Below are 13,874 nucleotides of genomic sequence, written 5' to 3'. Positions count from 1 at the left end.
CGTCCCGGTGCCGGGGTGGGCTCTCGCCTCGGCACCGGGGACGCCGCCTGCTCCTGAACCGGCCATTGCAGGTACGAAGTCTCCTCGACGAGGCACTGCGGCGGGCACTCTGCACGAGCCCGCGCCATGGATCAGGCCCGGTTGAGCCGGGCGGCGATTCCGTGGCCGATCAGCAAATAAATGACCGCGGGGAGGCCGTAATTAAGGACGACACGTAGACCCTCTGTGTCCATGGTGAAAATGTCCTGTGCCCATCCGGACAGCCAGTCCGCCATTCCGTGGACGAACTCGACGAAGGGATTCGCTTGGTTCGCGTCGAGCAGGTAAAGCACGATCCACAGACCCAGCAGTCCGGCCGCGATGTCGGCGATCGTGCAGGTGGCGAGGCCTATCCGCCGCGCGGTGTCCTGGTTGCGCTCGGGGCGGCCAGGGCCCGGGGCCTGGTCGTAGGTCTGATATCCGGAAACCGGGTCGGTGCCGTTCACGAAATATTCCAATCTCGCGTGCGCGATGTCGACAAGGGCCGCCCGAGGCGGTGAGATTCAGCCGCGGACTGGCCTGTTTCTGCTTACCTCTGCGCCGTGCGAGCACCGTCGTGTTACACCTCCGAGAAATGCCCGGCCGGCACCGCCGAGTGGGCCGAGAGATCCGCCAGTGAGGCTCACCGGCTGTTGTCACGACGGTTGAAGCAGTCCTCGAACGTAGTCGGAGACCAGCGTCGCCACCGCTTCCGGGGCCTCCAGGTTCATGGCGTGGGTGGCGTCGATCCGGCTGACGGTGATCGTCGGCCGGGTGCGGGAGAGCGTGGCCAGTTCGTCGGAGACCTCCTGTCCGAACCGGGTGCTGAAATCGTCGAACCACTCCAGACCTGGCGCCGGCGGCAGCCGCCGGCCGGCCTGCACCAGGAGCAGCGGGCAGTCGGCTCCGTCCAGCCATGTGGTGACACCGAGCGCGCCGAGCTCGTGGAGTTCGTCGCGGATCTCCAGCGCCGTCGCCCGTTCCGGAAGCGTCTGCCACGTGCCGTCGGGCAAGAGGCGTGCGGCCGCACGGGCCGCGGCCTCCGCACGACCGGCGGGAATCCCCAGCCGGGCAGAGTCGTTGACGGCCTTCTCTTCGATGTACTCGGGTGGCGCGACGGCCCCGGACGACGCCAGCAGCGCCTCACCCACCCGGTCGGCTCCGGGGTACTCGCGTCCCCACCAGAAGCCGTCGAGATTCACGGCGGCACGGGCACGGGCACGGTTCGGCTTCGCCCGGGCGTACTCGACCGCGACCATTCCGCCGAGTGAATGGCCCACCAGGACGGCCTCCGGCACGCCATGCGCGTCGAGCGTGTCCGCGACGTGCCGTACGACGGCGGGCATGGTCCAGGAGGAGATGTCGGGAGAGCGACCGTGGCCGGGGAGGTCTACGGAGAGGACGCGGTGCCCGGCGGCGAGGAGGGTGGCGGCGGCGTCCCAGTCGGCGAGCGACCGTGAGAAGCCGTGCAGCAGAACCAGTTGAGGGCCATCGCCCCCGTAGTCATGGACATGTAGGAGTGTCATCGGGTTGCACTGTAGGGGCACACAGCGGGTCGAGCACCGGATTAAAGATCGCCGGGAGCGCGAAGGCCGTCGACGGTCAGAGGTCGAACTCGAGGTGCTCCACGTCGGTGAACTCGACTTCGAGGCCCTGGGCGCGGCGGCCGTTGTCGCGGAAGTACACCTCGCCCAGTGCCTCGGCCGCGATGTTCCGCAGTTGCTGTTCCGTGCCGCCGGCCTCCTTGGCCTCGAAGAGGCGGGCGGCGTACTGCGGGGGCAGAGCGACGGTGAGATGGCGCAGCCGGGCGTCGTCGGTGGTGCCGGGCGCGGCGGTGTAACCGAACCGGGCCCGGGTGTCGATGACGATGCCGTCCGTGGTGGCCGCCGTCTGTTTGGCCCTGGCCCGGATCTGGGGCTGCCACCGCACCGTGACCTCGCGCTCCATGCGCTGCGCGAGGTCGGCACGGGGCTTTTTGATCTGGTCCTTCACGTACCGTTCGACGGTGCGCTGCGTGATGCCGAGCAACTCGGCCACCGGCCTGGTGCCCTTGAGCTGCCTGACCAGGTAGCGCATCTGCGCACCCGCGCTCCTGGGGATCGGGCGTGTGAACGCCTTCCGCAGCGCGGCGTCGAGACCGTCCCCGACCGTGTCCATCGGCTCGCTCCCCTACTCCCCGTCGTCCTTGGCCGTGACCTCACCGGTCTTGATGTAGCGGGCGAGGTTGAGGACCTGTCCGTGTTTCTCCCGCACCGCTTCGGCCCACAGAGTGGTCTGGGTGCCCTCGTGCTTGACCATCCCCGGCGACACTCCGAGCCGGAAGCTGCCGGGCACGGTCTTGTCGTCGGCGTCGTACGGCAGGACGTGGAGCGGGCTGGGACCGTCGGCGGCGTAGACGGCGCAGTCCGACAGGACCGCCACCGGGTACTGGCCGGTTGCCACGGCCAGGTTGAGCATCTTGCGGTGCATGTTGATCCGGGCCCGGGAGATGACGACGGCGCGGATGTCGGGCCGCCATGTCGGGCGGGAGAGGGCGGGCCAGGGCTGCCCGGGCTTCCAGCCGCCGCCACGCGCCCGTTCGCGCAGCTTGCCGATGCCGCCCTTCACCGTGGACTTGATCGCGTCCAGCACGATCGCCATCTCGGGATCGCGCTGCCTGTAGCCGTCCATCGCCGTCAGGAACTCCGGGGTGCGCAGCTTCTCGCCCACGCCCAGGTCCGCCATGGTGTCGACGTACGCGTTGCGCAGCCGCTTGTACCAGCCGTCCAGGAACCTGCCCCTGTCCTCCCTCACCCAGGCCTCGGCCGGGGCGACGTCGTAGCCGAGCTCCACCGCGTACGCCACCGTCGGAGTCGCGTACCAGGCCGGGCCCTGCGGGCGCTCGCCGGTCGGCGTGAAGGGGCTGGGCAGCAGCGCGCCCTCCAGCCGGCGCCACTGCTTGCCGACCAGGACGCGGGAGAGGTCGACGTGCGAGAGGTCGACCAGCCATGCCCCGGGCAGCGTCGGGTCGAAAGCGGGGTGGGTGAGGTGCATGGGCGGCGTCGCCAGGCCGACGACGGCTCCGTTGGCGGCGGCGCCGAAGGCGAGGTTGACGTCGATGCCGATCAGGTACCGCCGCATGCACTCGGCGTCGGTGAGCTCGCGCGCCCAGTCGTACGCCTCCTCGAACAGCATCTCGTCCGGGCCCCGCTGGTGGAAGCGGGGCAGACCGGCGAGCAGTGGATGCCCGTCCGGGGCCTCGCACGGGGCGCAGTCGATCGGGTGCTCGCCCAGCGAGCCGGGCCGGTGTTCCTTGTGCCGCTTGCCCGTCTCGTCCGCCTCGCTCGCCCGGGTCGGCGGATTGAGGGCGGTCATCAGCTCCAGGCCGGTGACGGCCGTGGAGCCGCGCGGCGTCATCACGCGGGCCGCGTAGGTGCCCAGCACGCGGGCGAGTTCCGGCGGTTCGAGCTGTGCGGCGTGGCCCCAGGTGCGGGCGTCGAGCGCGTTCCACGAGGGGATGCACAGTTGCACGCACTGGCGCTGCCGGCCCTGGGCGGGGCGGTAGATCCGCGCCCACGGCCCGAAGCCCCGCTTGGTCAGCCGCCAGTCGGCCCGGTCCAGTTGCCTGAGGATCTTGTGGCCGTCCGGGAGGCGTCCGGCGAGCCGCTCGGCGTCCGACAGCTCCACCGGGAGCCCGTACCGCTCGCACGCGGCCTCGGTGAGGACGAGCAGCGGGTCGGCGTCCTTGCCGGAGCCGTGCAGCCTGCCGGCCCCGAGCTGGGCCTCCTTCAGCGTCCACTCCACCAGCGCGGGGAGTGACTTGGCGGGCACGTCGAGGACCAGGCCGCCGATGCCGTAGCCGGTCACCTGCGAGCCGTCGTCGGCGTCGATGACGAGCAGCGGGCCGTTCGCGAACCGCGGGTCGGTGTCGGTGGGCGGGGGGTCCGCCGGGGCCGCCTTCTTGGTGCCGGGGCGGCGCGGCGTCGACGACGGCCTGGTCGTGGCCCCGGCCGCCGGACGCGGCACGGCGGCCGGACCGGTGGGCCGAGGTGCGGCGTTCCCGGGAGGAGCCGCCGGGGTCGGGTCCGTCGGTCCTGTGCGGGCGGCTCGGGGCGGTTCGGCTGCCGATGGCGTCGGCACGGCGGGGGCAGGGGCGGCAGGCGTCTGAGGAACCGACGTGTCCTTCGGGGGCACCGCGGTGTCGGTGACGGGGTAGAGCCGGGCGAGCTGCTTCAGCAGGCGGGCGTACGCGTCGCGCTCCGGCGGGCGCGGTTCGGTCTTGCCGGCCTCCCAGCCGCTGACCGTCGCGCGCCGTACTTGCAGAGCGGCGGCCACCTCGTCCAGCGTCAGGCCGTGGGCCTGCCGCAGCCGCTTGCGTTCCGCCGGGGGCGGCAGCGGGGAGCGGGACGCGACCAGGGCGTCGACCGCGTCGAACAGCTCGGACATCGGGCACCTCCGACTCGCCACCCTAGCGTGGAGCGTCGGTTTCGCGTACGAAGCGCGTACGTACGGCGTCCGTGTGGACGCCTCGCGCGGTCTCTGCCTGACGGCGCATGCCGGTGTCGCACATGATGCGGTCGACGGTCGCTGCGAGGGAGCTGTCGGCGCCGATGAGCGTCTCGACCCCGCCGGGCAGCGGGTCGAGCGGCCGGTACCAGTCGCGCAGCTGCGTCTCGTCCACTTCGTCGGCGATCGGCTTGGTGGCGTGCCGGGCGAGGGTTTCGTCGAACGGTACGTCCAGGTAGTAGTGGTGGGTCGCGCCGCGGTGGTCGGCACCCAGCCGGCCGAGCATGTCGCCGTAGCGGTCGGCGTAGAGGATGCCTTCGACGACGACGTGGAACCCGGCGTCCAGGGCGTAGCGCGCCACGGTGTCGATCAGGCCGATGTTCGCGGCACCGGGCACGTCGTGTTCGCGCAGCACGACGCGGCGGAGGTTGTCCTGGGCGACCAGGGCCAGGCCGCGGCCGAACTCCTCGCGCAGACCGGCCGCGACGGACGACTTGCCCGAGGCGCTGTTGCCGCGCAGAACGACCAGCCGGGTTTCCTCGCTGCCGACCATCACGGCGGTCACCCTATCGACGGCCGCTCCGTAGGGGACCCGGGCCGTCAACCCGGGGGCGCCGCGCGTGCGGAGTGGCGCAGGCAGGAGAGGGCTACCACGAAGGGCCAGACCGACTGGAGAGTCGTGACCGCGCGTTCCGCCACACCGGCGACGCCGTGCAGGTGCAGTTCGAGCAGGAACCATGCCGCGCCCACCGCCATCACCGCGGTGGCTCCCAGGGAGGGTAAGGGCCGCAGGGCCCAGGGGACGCTGTCGCCGGTCCTGGCGGCCAGGACCGGCCAGGCCGCAAGGACGATGAAGCCGATGACGGCGACCGAGCCATGGCTCAGGGAGCCGCCGCTGCTCGGCGCCGGGACCAGGGCCACCACCAGGGCGGACGCTCCCCCGGCCGCCAGCGCCACCCGGCCGGGGGCAGCGGCCGGGCGCAGCCCCCAGGCAGTGAGCAGGTGGCAGGTGCCCAGGGCGATGAACGCGCCTGTCATCACCCAGTAGCCGGAACCTCCGGGGGCCGCCAGGACGCTGATCGTCTGAGCGGCCGGGTCGTAGGCGGGGCCTTGCAGTGCCGCCGCCACCATCCAGCCGATGATCAGCACGGCAGGAGCGCACGCCGACGACAGCAGGGCCCATTTCGGGACAGATCGCACCGGAACACCGTAAACGGATCATCCGCTCCTCCCGTCCCACTACCGCCGCTTCGGGCGGGTCCGTCCGAGGGTTTCGCGGCACGATGGATTCCGTGCGCCGACGGCGCCTGTGGCGGTCCGGTGCTCTGCCCGCGGAAAGGTGATCGGTCATGGAGCTCACCCTGGTGGTGCTGATCATCATTGTGGGACTGACGTTCGACTTCACCAACGGCTTCCACGACGCCGCGAACGCGATCGCCACCTCGATCTCCACCAGAGCCCTGACCCCGCGCGTGGCACTCATGATGGCCGCGGTGATGAACTTCTGCGGCGCCTTCCTCGGGACCGAGGTCGCCCAGACCGTCGGCAGCGGCATCATCGCCGCACCCGAGGACGACTCGGGTCTGCTGCTGGTCCTGTGCGCGCTCATCGGGGCCATCGGGTGGAACGTGTTCACCTGGTGGCGGGGGCTGCCGACCTCGTCCTCGCACGCTCTGATCGGCGGGCTGGTCGGTGCCGCGCTCGCCGCGTCCGCGACCGTGCACTGGTCAGGGATCGTGGACAAGGTCGTCCTGCCGATGCTGTTCTCCCCGCTGGTCGGTGTGGCTCTCGGCTACACGCTGCACGTGACCATCCTGTGGCTGTTCCGTCGTTCGACGCCCCGGCGGATCATGCGCCGGTTCCGTATGGCACAGACCGTCTCGGCCGCCGCGATGGGGCTGGGGCACGGCTTGCAGGACGCGCAGAAGACCATGGGCGTCATCGTGCTCGCCCTGGTCACGGCGGGCTGGCAGGACGACTTCTCGGTTCCGATCTGGGTGATCGCCGCCGTGGCGGCCGCCATGGCCGCCGGCACCTACAGCGGCGGGCGTCGCATCATCACCACCCTCGGCCGGCGCATCGTCCACCTCGACCCGCCGCGCGGGTTCGCCGCCGAGACCGCTGCCGCGGCCGTCCTCTACACCACCGCGTTCCTGGTGAAGGCGCCGATCTCCACCACGCAGACGATCACCGCGGCCATCCTGGGTGCCGGTGCCACCCGGCGCGCCTCGGCCGTACGCTGGCAAGTGGCCCGCTCCATCGTCACCGCCTGGGTGCTCACGTTCTTCGGCGCCGGGATCCCCGCCGCCGCGATCTACCTCGTTCTGCACGCCGTCACCGGTCTGTGATCCCAGCCCGGAGGCCCACATGATCGCCTTTCCGCCGCACACGCCGGACCCGCCGCACCGCGAGTCCCCCGCCGGACTTCCGGACGGTCTCCCGGTGCCCGGGCGTTTCGCGCATCTGCACCCCGACGACGGTGCCTGTCTGATGGAGGCCGCCGCCATGCTGGCCGGTGACCGGTTCACCGACAGCCCGGCCCGTACGCATCCGGTGCTCGCGGCTCTGGCCCGCGTGGTCAACGACAGCGTCGGTGACGCCACCCGGCATGCCCTGTGGCCGCTGGCGGCCGAGCTCGCCGACGCCCGTCCCGCCGACCGGGCGTACGCCCCTCGGCTCGTCGGCGCGGTCGTGGATGAGGCGCGCGTACTGCGTCCCGCTTCCCGGCGTCTGGCGCGGCACGGCCGTGCCTGCCGCCGGCGGGGCGAGAGGCTTGCTCACGTCCGCGCGGGCGGGCTGCCGGGGCGTGTCGCCGATCTGTTGTGGTGGCGTGGGCCGGGGCGGCGGCACCTCGAACACGCTCTGCGGGCGCTGTGCGCCGCGCCGGACGCGGATCAGCGTCTCGCCCGGCTGCTGCGCAATGCCGTGACCGAAGCCCGGGACGGCGTGGCCCCGGGCGGGCGGGTGCCGACGGCGGAAGAGCGCTGCAACCGGTAGGGGCACGGGCCCGTCCTACAGGGCACCATGATCCCTACAACGAGCTTCTCCGGCCCCTGGGCCGCGCCGGTTCGGCAGGTGCTCGACTTCGCCTGGACGCAGACCCGGGCGTGCGCGTTCGCCATCGCGCTGCTGTCCGGTGTGGCCGTGTCCGCCCTGCTGCCCGACCTTCCCGTGGCGCGCTACGACCTGCTGGTGGTCTACGGCGTGCTGCTCACGCTGGTGTTCTGGCTGCGCGGCTGGGAGAACGGGCGGGACGTCGCCGTCATCGCGGTCTGTCACGTCATCGGACTGGCCTTCGAACTGGTGAAGGTGTCGCTCGGTTCGTGGAGCTACCCGGAGCCGGGCGTGCTGAAGTTCGCCGGTGTTCCGCTGTACGGCGGGTTTCTGTACGCGGCCGTCGGCAGCTACGTGTGCCGGGCCTGGCGCCTGTTCGATCTCGAGCTGGTGCGCTACCGGCCGCGGGCGACGGCGGTGGTGGCCGCGGCCATCTACGTCAACTTCTTCAGTCACCACTGGCTGCCCGACGCGCGCTGGGTGCTGGCGGGACTGCTGCTGGCCGTCACCGCGGGAACGTCGGTGCGCTTCACGGTGTGGGGTGTGCGCCGGCGGATGCCGTTGGCCCTGTCGTTCGTCCTGATCGGGTTCTTCCTGTGGGTGGCGGAGAACCTCGCCACCTTCGTCGGTGCCTGGCGCTACCCGTACCAGGAGCACGGCTGGGAGCCGGTGGGGGTGGCGAAGTTCGGTGCCTGGGCGTTGCTGATCAGCGTCACCTTCGTCCTGGCGGCGGTCGGGCGGCGCCCCGGGCCTTGATCCGCATATCATCCTATGGACATGAATTGGCTGATTTTCCTTCGAGGGTCGTCACCGACCGTGGCCATCCTCGCCGGAGTGATCAATGTCCCGCACCGGCACGACGGACGACGGAGACGAGCTGCTGACCAGGCTCGAGGCCCTGACGGCCCAGGCACGCGCACAGGCCGAGATGCAGCGGTCACGGGTCGAGCTGGCCATCGCGCTTCAGCGCGGCATGCTCCCGCGCGACCTGCCCGTGGCGAGCCGGCTGCATCTCGCCGTGCGGTACGCCCCCGCGTGCCAGGGGCTCAACGTGGGCGGCGACTGGTACGACGCGTTCACGCTGGGAGACGGCCGGATCGGGCTGTCCATCGGTGACGTCCAGGGGCACAACATCGAGGCGGCCGCCTTCATGGGGCAGGTGCGGGCGGGGCTGCGGGCCCTGGCCTCGGTCACCAGCGATCCGGGGGAAGTCCTGGCCCGGACCAACGATCTGCTGCTGTCCCTGGGCTCCGATCTGTTCGCCACCTGCACCTTCATGCGGCTCGACCCGTGTGCCGGGGTACTGGAGAGCGCGCGGGCCGGGCACCTGCCGTGCGTCTGGGCCACGGCGAACGGTAAGTCGGGCGTCACCGCGGACGAGGGCGGGCCGCCCCTGGGGGTCCAGGCGGGGATGCCGTATCCGGTGACCCGGTACGAGCTGACCACGGGCGGCGTGTTCGTGCTGCTCACGGACGGTGTCGTGGAGGGGCCCTCGCTGCCGCTCGAGGAGGGCCTGGACCAGGCGATGCGGCTCGCGGGCATCGCGGCGGTGGCGGGCATGGACGTGGACGCGCTCGCGGCCGCCCTGATCAAGGGTGCCGAGCTCGTGGGGCACGACGACGACGCCGCCGTGCTGGTGGTCGGCCTCGACGGACCGGGGGCTCAGCCATAGGGCCGCAGGGCCCCCGCTCTCGCCTCGCCGTCGCGGTGGCCTCGGTGTCTCATGGCTGCTGTGGTGGATAGCCGGGATCTGCGTACGCCGGTCGTCGTCGCTCTGCAGACGCTGGCTGTCGCCGCCTGCTACTACGCCTCGGGGCAGCTGGGCCTGCTGCGGGAACTGGTCGTCGAGGGCTCGGTCGTCACCCCCATCTGGCCTCCCACCGGAGTCTCCGTCGCCTTCCTGCTGGTCCTCGGGCTGCGCTGCTGGCCGGGGATCGCCCTGGGCGCCTTCTTCGTCATCCTGTCCCTCACCTCCCTGACGCCGTCAGCCCTCGGCGTCCTGGCGGGCAACACGGCCGCACCCGTCGTCGGGTACCTGCTGCTGCGCCGGGCCGGTTTCCGTACCGATCTGGCACGGCTGCGGGACGGCCTCGCCCTGGTGTTCCTGGGCGCGTTCACCGCCATGCTGATCAGCTCGACCGCGGGCGCCGGTCTCCTGCTCGTCACCGGCAAGCTCGACTGGGCGAGTTTCTGGGCCGTGTGGCTGGCCTGGTGGGTCGGGGACGCGATGGGCGTGCTGATCGTCACCCCCGTTCTGCTCCTGCTGTTCCGCGTGCGCCCGCCGCTGCGTCTGTCGCGCTGGAAGGAGGCCGTGGGCCTCGCGCTGATCATCTGCTGTGTCGTTCCGCTTGCCGCGCACAGCCCGGTCAGTCTGCTCTTTCTCATCTATCCCCTGCTGATCTGGGCGGCTCTGCGCTTCCAACTGGCCGGCAGCATGCTGTGCGCCCTCTTCGCGTCGGTCATGGCCACGGTGGCGGCTACCGACCGGTCCGGGCCGTTCGAGCAGTTGACCAGGGTCGAAGTGATGATCAAGCTCCAGGCGTTCAACGGGGCGATGGCGCTGACGGCCCTGATCCTGTCGGCCGTGATCACCGAGCAGATCAACACCCGGCGTTCGGTGCAGCGCGCCTGCCAGGAGCTGGTCGAGGTCCTGGAGCACCTCACCGCGGGCGAGTCGGCGGACGGCCGCGCCTCCCTGGAGGACGGCGGGCTCGGGCGGAGGCAGGACGAGTGACCGTACGCCTCCGACGAGCCCGCCGGGCGGTGAGTGCCGAGGCGTGCGGTTGACGCCATGACCGAGGTGGAGGTGCTGCAACTGCTGGTGTCGCCCGCGCACCGGCTTGCCGGACGGCCGTCGGACGGCCCCTCCCCCGGCCCGTCCGACGAGCGCGTCCCCCAGGTGGAGGTACGCCGCGGTCTGGGGCTGGTCGGCGACCGCTACTACGCCCGGCCCGCCCACCGGAACGCGGCGGTGACCCTCATGGCCTGGGAGAACCTCCCGGCCGAGGCCGACCTCCGGCACACCCGCCGCAACGTCCTGCTCAGAGGTGTCGACATCGACTCCTGCGTCGGCTCGACGATCGCCCTCGATTGCGGCACCGGGCCGGTGGTGTTCGCCGTGAACCGGCCGGCCCGGCCCTGTGCCTGGATGGACGTGACCATCGGCCCCGGCGCACAGCGCGCCCTGCGCGGGCGGGGCGGTGTGCGGTGCACGCCGCTGAGCGACGGGGTGATCACGCTGGGCCCGGCGACGTTCCGCGTCGTGACCGGGCCCGACGACGCCGGGCCCTGAGGCGTGTCCCCGCGCCCGGCACGGGTTCAGCCGGCCCCGGGGGCCGTGCGGATGGCGGCGATGTCGAGTTGCAGGCGCACCTTCTCGCTCACCATCGCGCCTCCCTCGGCCAGCCTGCTGTTGTAGGTCAGGCCCCAGTCGGAGCGGTTGATGGTGGTGGTGCCGTCGAATCCGACCCTTTCGTATCCGAAGGGGTCGGTGACGTGTCCGATGTAGGTCAACTCCAGTACGACCGGCCGCGATATGCCTTTGATGGTGAGGTCGCCCGACATGCGATAGAGGTCGCTGCCCGCCTGTTCCACCGCGGTGCTGGTGAAACGCATACGCGGATAGGCCGCGGCATCCAGGAAGTCACGGCCGACCAGGTGGGCGTCGCGTTGTTCCACTCCGGTGTCGACGCTGGAGGTGAACAGTGTGAGATCGGCCCGTGACCGAGCGGGGTTGCGCGCGTCGAAGTAGAGGCGGCTTTCGTACTCCAGGAAACAACCGCGCACGGTGGTCACCATGGCATGCCGGACGGAGAAGCCGATCCGGCTGTGAGCAGGGTCGACGACCCATTCGCCGGTGAGATTCACCAGGTCGGGGTCGGGCAGGACGGCGGTGGGGGAAGCCGGTGCGCCTGCGGGACGCTGTGGGGGGACTGGCGGTGCCTGCCGGCGGGACGGCACCACGCGGTTGAACAGGTTCATGATTCATCTAGGTACTTGAGTTTGGTTATTGCCGCAAGTCCCCTTCGCGTTCAGGGCCGTTGTGGACGAGCCTCTGACCTTTTTGCCGCCGCTTTGCACAGAATCCACACATGCCTGTCGCGATGTACCGACGAAATAACCATCCGGGGGTCCCGGTTTTTTCATTTCGGGCATATCGGCGATTCGGCCGGAGTCACCTCGATCGCGAGATCGTTGTCGACGGTGTAATAGGGGCGCAAGGAGGATCCGCCCGCCGTGAGCGCCGGATAGACGAAGACGTGTTTGCGGTCCGCCACGTCGTCGAGGAGCCTGCCGATCCGGATCGGCGGCGCGTCGGCGGTGGGCCGGACGAAGGCGTCCCAGATCCGGCCGGGGGCCGCTGTGCCATCCGTCAGGTCCTCGGGCCCGGCCGTGAACGAGAAGCCTCTGGCGTCGTCGTCGATCCGGGGGTGGAGGTCCCGTACGGTGTCGCTCCCCCGCAGGCGCAGCCGTACGGTGGCGTCCTCGTGGAGCTCGGCACCGTGCAGGCGGGCCTCGACCGTCATGGCCTGTTCCGTGACGTCGATGGCGCGGGCCTCCGCGTGGGCGGTGCGCCGCCAAGCCCTGAGTGCGAGGAAGCCGTCCTTCGTGACGTACGGGATTCTGACGGCGACCGGTGAGGGCCGGTCGCGGAGGTGGCCGTCGACGAGGGCGCGCAGGTCTCTGAGGCCGGGGCGCAGCCGCTGTCGTTCGGCTTCCGGTTCCGGCAGCAGGTACAGGTCCCAGCGGCCTTCGTCGAGGGCCGGGTCCGGTTCCAGTACGGCGTGCAGCTCACCGTCGGCCCGGCCGGGCTCCAGGTCGAGGAGGTGGACGGTCGTCTCGGGGCGGCCCTTCTTGGGGCGCAGCCGGAGCAGCAGCCGGGGACGGGAGGCCGGGCCCGGCGGGAGACGGAAGGTGACGCGGCCGTCCGGGTCGATCGCGCAGTGGGTGCGCAGGTGGGTGTCGAGGTGCGTGGTCATCGGCGTCCCTTGCGTATCGCGCGCAGTGCGCCGGCGGCCGCGGCGTGGGCCGCGTCGCGGGCGGCGTGGCCCCGGCCGATCAGTGCGCTGTTGGTTCGGTGGTCCGGCGGAGTGGTGGTCCGCGATCCCGTACTCCGGGCCGTTCGGGCCTCCTCCAGGAGGCGTTCGGCCTGGGCGACGACGGGGCCCGGGGCGAAGCGGCGCGCGTTCTCCAGGGCGGTGCGGCCCATGCGGCGGCGCCGTTCGTCGTCCCCGACGAGTTCCAGCAGGGCGGAGGCGAGGGCGCCGGCGTCGCCGACCGGCACCAGCCGGCCGTCGGCTCCGTCCTGGATGATCTCGCCGGGGCCGTAGGGGCAGTCGGTGCTGACGACGGGCAGTCCGCAGCGCATCGCCTCGACGATGGTCATGCCGAACGGCTCGAAGTTGGACGCGGCCGCGCCGATCGAGCCCTTGGCCCATTCGGCCTCCATGGGGGTGGCGGCCCCCATCAGGAACACGTTGTTCCACAGGCGGAGCCGTTCGATGAGTCCCCGCAGCCTGGGTTCCTCCTCGCCCTTGCCGTAGATGCGCAGCTGCCAGTCCGGGAAGGCGGCGGCGACCTGGGCGAACGCCTCGATGAGCAGGTCGTAGCGCTTCACCGGAACGAGCCGCCCGGCGGCGATGACGATCTTGGCCGTGCCGTCGGCGGGAGGCAGCGCGGGGTCGGGGACGCTGTTCGGGAGGGCCTCGACGTGGACGCCGGGCAGCCACATCTTGCGCCGGTAGGCGGCGGCGTCCGCTTCCGTGACGGTGGTGATCACGTCGAGGCGGCGGTAGGCGCGGCGCAGCGCGGTGCGCAGTCCGGGCGGGTGGTTGTCGAGGGTGAGGTGCTCCTGGCCGACGCGCAGGACGCGCTGCGGGGCCTGCCGCGCGATGTGCACGTTGAGGCCGGGCCGGGTGCCGATGACGACGTCGGTATCGAGCGCCTCCAGGCACTCGCCGATCCGCTGGTCGGTCAGCTCGCTGTACTGGCGGTGGCGGTACTCGGCGGACGGGAACACCTTCGCCGGTCTCTGGTGCAGTGGATGGTCCGCCTCCTTGCGCAGGTCCACCAGCGCGCGCAGGCGCACGCGGGGATCCAGGACGAGATTGGGGTGCTCCCGGTGACGTAACGCGGAGACGATCTCCACGTCGTGTCGCTCGGCGAGCGCCCCGGCGAGGTTGAACGTGGTGGTGATCGTGCCTCCGATTCCGTAGGCGTTGTGAATCAGGAAAGAGATCTTCATGGTGGCGTAGACGGCCCCAACCACCGGACAGTTGTTCGCCGTTATCACTCTGTGGCCCTGTGGCGGGATGGGC

15 protein-coding genes are annotated in these 13,874 nt (G+C 71.3%); 6 read left to right on the top strand and 9 right to left on the bottom strand.

Going from position 1 to position 13,874, the window contains the following annotated elements:
• Window positions 1-131 precede the first annotated feature (131 nt).
• The 6 genes from ABFX81_RS35675 to ABFX81_RS35650 all read right to left on the bottom strand — a co-directional run bounded on the left by ABFX81_RS35675 (window position 132) and on the right by ABFX81_RS35650 (window position 5,703).
• The gene (locus ABFX81_RS35675) at window positions 132-485 is read right to left on the bottom strand and encodes a hypothetical protein (RefSeq protein WP_346139228.1); all 354 of its coding nucleotides are present in this window, start codon (window positions 483-485) and stop codon (window positions 132-134) included.
• A 189-nt stretch (window positions 486-674) separates the two neighbouring features.
• Window positions 675-1,544, bottom strand: a complete 870-nt coding sequence (locus ABFX81_RS35670) for an alpha/beta fold hydrolase (protein WP_346139227.1) — start codon at window positions 1,542-1,544, stop codon at window positions 675-677.
• A gap of 76 nt (window positions 1,545-1,620) precedes the next feature.
• A complete protein-coding gene (gene tpg, locus ABFX81_RS35665; RefSeq protein WP_346139226.1) occupies window positions 1,621-2,175 on the bottom strand; it encodes a telomere-protecting terminal protein Tpg in 555 nt (184 codons plus the stop codon).
• Window positions 2,176-2,187: 12 nt separating this feature from the next.
• A complete protein-coding gene (tap, locus tag ABFX81_RS35660; RefSeq protein ID WP_346139225.1) occupies window positions 2,188-4,443 on the bottom strand; it encodes a telomere-associated protein Tap in 2,256 nt (751 codons plus the stop codon).
• 22 nt (window positions 4,444-4,465) lie between these two features.
• Window positions 4,466-5,056, bottom strand: coding sequence for a P-loop NTPase family protein (locus ABFX81_RS35655; RefSeq protein ID WP_346139242.1), 591 nt, complete (start codon window positions 5,054-5,056; stop codon window positions 4,466-4,468).
• A 47-nt stretch (window positions 5,057-5,103) separates the two neighbouring features.
• Window positions 5,104-5,703, bottom strand: coding sequence for a DUF998 domain-containing protein (locus ABFX81_RS35650; protein WP_086846470.1), 600 nt, complete (start codon window positions 5,701-5,703; stop codon window positions 5,104-5,106).
• A 149-nt stretch (window positions 5,704-5,852) separates the two neighbouring features.
• On the opposite strand from ABFX81_RS35650, the gene ABFX81_RS35645 reads away from it, so the two are divergent.
• The 6 genes from ABFX81_RS35645 (at window position 5,853) to ABFX81_RS35620 (ending at window position 10,849) form a co-directional block, all read left to right on the top strand.
• Window positions 5,853-6,851, top strand: a complete 999-nt coding sequence (locus ABFX81_RS35645; protein WP_086846468.1) for an inorganic phosphate transporter — start codon at window positions 5,853-5,855, stop codon at window positions 6,849-6,851.
• A 19-nt stretch (window positions 6,852-6,870) separates the two neighbouring features.
• Entirely contained in the window at window positions 6,871-7,500 is a 630-nt protein-coding gene (locus ABFX81_RS35640; RefSeq protein WP_346139224.1) for a hypothetical protein, read from the top strand.
• 27 nt (window positions 7,501-7,527) lie between these two features.
• Window positions 7,528-8,313 carry a DUF817 domain-containing protein gene (locus ABFX81_RS35635; protein WP_346139223.1) on the top strand — a complete coding sequence of 262 codons (786 nt, stop codon included), beginning with the start codon at window positions 7,528-7,530 and terminating at the stop codon, window positions 8,311-8,313.
• A gap of 85 nt (window positions 8,314-8,398) precedes the next feature.
• Complete coding sequence (locus ABFX81_RS35630) at window positions 8,399-9,229, top strand: SpoIIE family protein phosphatase (RefSeq protein ID WP_086846464.1); 831 nt, start codon at window positions 8,399-8,401, stop codon at window positions 9,227-9,229.
• Window positions 9,230-9,280: 51 nt separating this feature from the next.
• Complete coding sequence (locus ABFX81_RS35625) at window positions 9,281-10,291, top strand: MASE1 domain-containing protein (protein WP_086846462.1); 1,011 nt, start codon at window positions 9,281-9,283, stop codon at window positions 10,289-10,291.
• A 57-nt stretch (window positions 10,292-10,348) separates the two neighbouring features.
• Window positions 10,349-10,849, top strand: coding sequence for a molybdenum cofactor biosysynthesis protein (locus tag ABFX81_RS35620; RefSeq protein WP_086846460.1), 501 nt, complete (start codon window positions 10,349-10,351; stop codon window positions 10,847-10,849).
• Window positions 10,850-10,875: 26 nt separating this feature from the next.
• Here the strand turns inward: ABFX81_RS35620 and ABFX81_RS35615 are convergent, their stop codons facing one another.
• The 3 genes from ABFX81_RS35615 to ABFX81_RS35605 form a co-directional block, all read right to left on the bottom strand.
• The gene (locus ABFX81_RS35615) at window positions 10,876-11,538 is read right to left on the bottom strand and encodes a YceI family protein (RefSeq protein WP_086846458.1); all 663 of its coding nucleotides are present in this window, start codon (window positions 11,536-11,538) and stop codon (window positions 10,876-10,878) included.
• Window positions 11,539-11,699: 161 nt separating this feature from the next.
• Window positions 11,700-12,536: a transferase gene (locus tag ABFX81_RS35610; RefSeq protein WP_086846456.1), complete on the bottom strand. Its 837-nt coding sequence runs from the start codon at window positions 12,534-12,536 to the stop codon at window positions 11,700-11,702.
• Complete coding sequence (locus ABFX81_RS35605; RefSeq protein ID WP_086846472.1) at window positions 12,533-13,801, bottom strand: glycosyltransferase; 1,269 nt, start codon at window positions 13,799-13,801, stop codon at window positions 12,533-12,535. The genes ABFX81_RS35610 and ABFX81_RS35605 overlap by 4 nt, the downstream gene beginning before the upstream one ends.
• Window positions 13,802-13,874 lie beyond the last annotated feature (73 nt).

Source organism: Streptomyces coeruleofuscus, from assembly GCF_039532725.1.
Taxonomy (GTDB): Bacteria; Actinomycetota; Actinomycetes; order Streptomycetales; family Streptomycetaceae; genus Streptomyces; species Streptomyces coeruleofuscus.
This window is presented reverse-complemented; position numbering and strand designations above follow the sequence as displayed.

Coding starts and splice junctions, on each gene's coding strand:
- ABFX81_RS35620 (WP_086846460.1), top strand. CDS start 10,349: ATGACCGAGGTGGAGGTGCTGCAACTGCTGGTGTCGCCCGCGCACCGG.
- tap (WP_346139225.1), bottom strand. CDS start 4,443: ATGTCCGAGCTGTTCGACGCGGTCGACGCCCTGGTCGCGTCCCGCTCC.
- ABFX81_RS35610 (WP_086846456.1), bottom strand. CDS start 12,536: ATGACCACGCACCTCGACACCCACCTGCGCACCCACTGCGCGATCGAC.
- tpg (WP_346139226.1), bottom strand. CDS start 2,175: ATGGACACGGTCGGGGACGGTCTCGACGCCGCGCTGCGGAAGGCGTTC.
- ABFX81_RS35670 (WP_346139227.1), bottom strand. CDS start 1,544: ATGACACTCCTACATGTCCATGACTACGGGGGCGATGGCCCTCAACTG.
- ABFX81_RS35640 (WP_346139224.1), top strand. CDS start 6,871: ATGATCGCCTTTCCGCCGCACACGCCGGACCCGCCGCACCGCGAGTCC.
- ABFX81_RS35655 (WP_346139242.1), bottom strand. CDS start 5,056: ATGGTCGGCAGCGAGGAAACCCGGCTGGTCGTTCTGCGCGGCAACAGC.
- ABFX81_RS35625 (WP_086846462.1), top strand. CDS start 9,281: ATGGCTGCTGTGGTGGATAGCCGGGATCTGCGTACGCCGGTCGTCGTC.
- ABFX81_RS35630 (WP_086846464.1), top strand. CDS start 8,399: ATGTCCCGCACCGGCACGACGGACGACGGAGACGAGCTGCTGACCAGG.
- ABFX81_RS35645 (WP_086846468.1), top strand. CDS start 5,853: ATGGAGCTCACCCTGGTGGTGCTGATCATCATTGTGGGACTGACGTTC.
- ABFX81_RS35605 (WP_086846472.1), bottom strand. CDS start 13,801: ATGAAGATCTCTTTCCTGATTCACAACGCCTACGGAATCGGAGGCACG.
- ABFX81_RS35635 (WP_346139223.1), top strand. CDS start 7,528: ATGATCCCTACAACGAGCTTCTCCGGCCCCTGGGCCGCGCCGGTTCGG.
- ABFX81_RS35615 (WP_086846458.1), bottom strand. CDS start 11,538: ATGAACCTGTTCAACCGCGTGGTGCCGTCCCGCCGGCAGGCACCGCCA.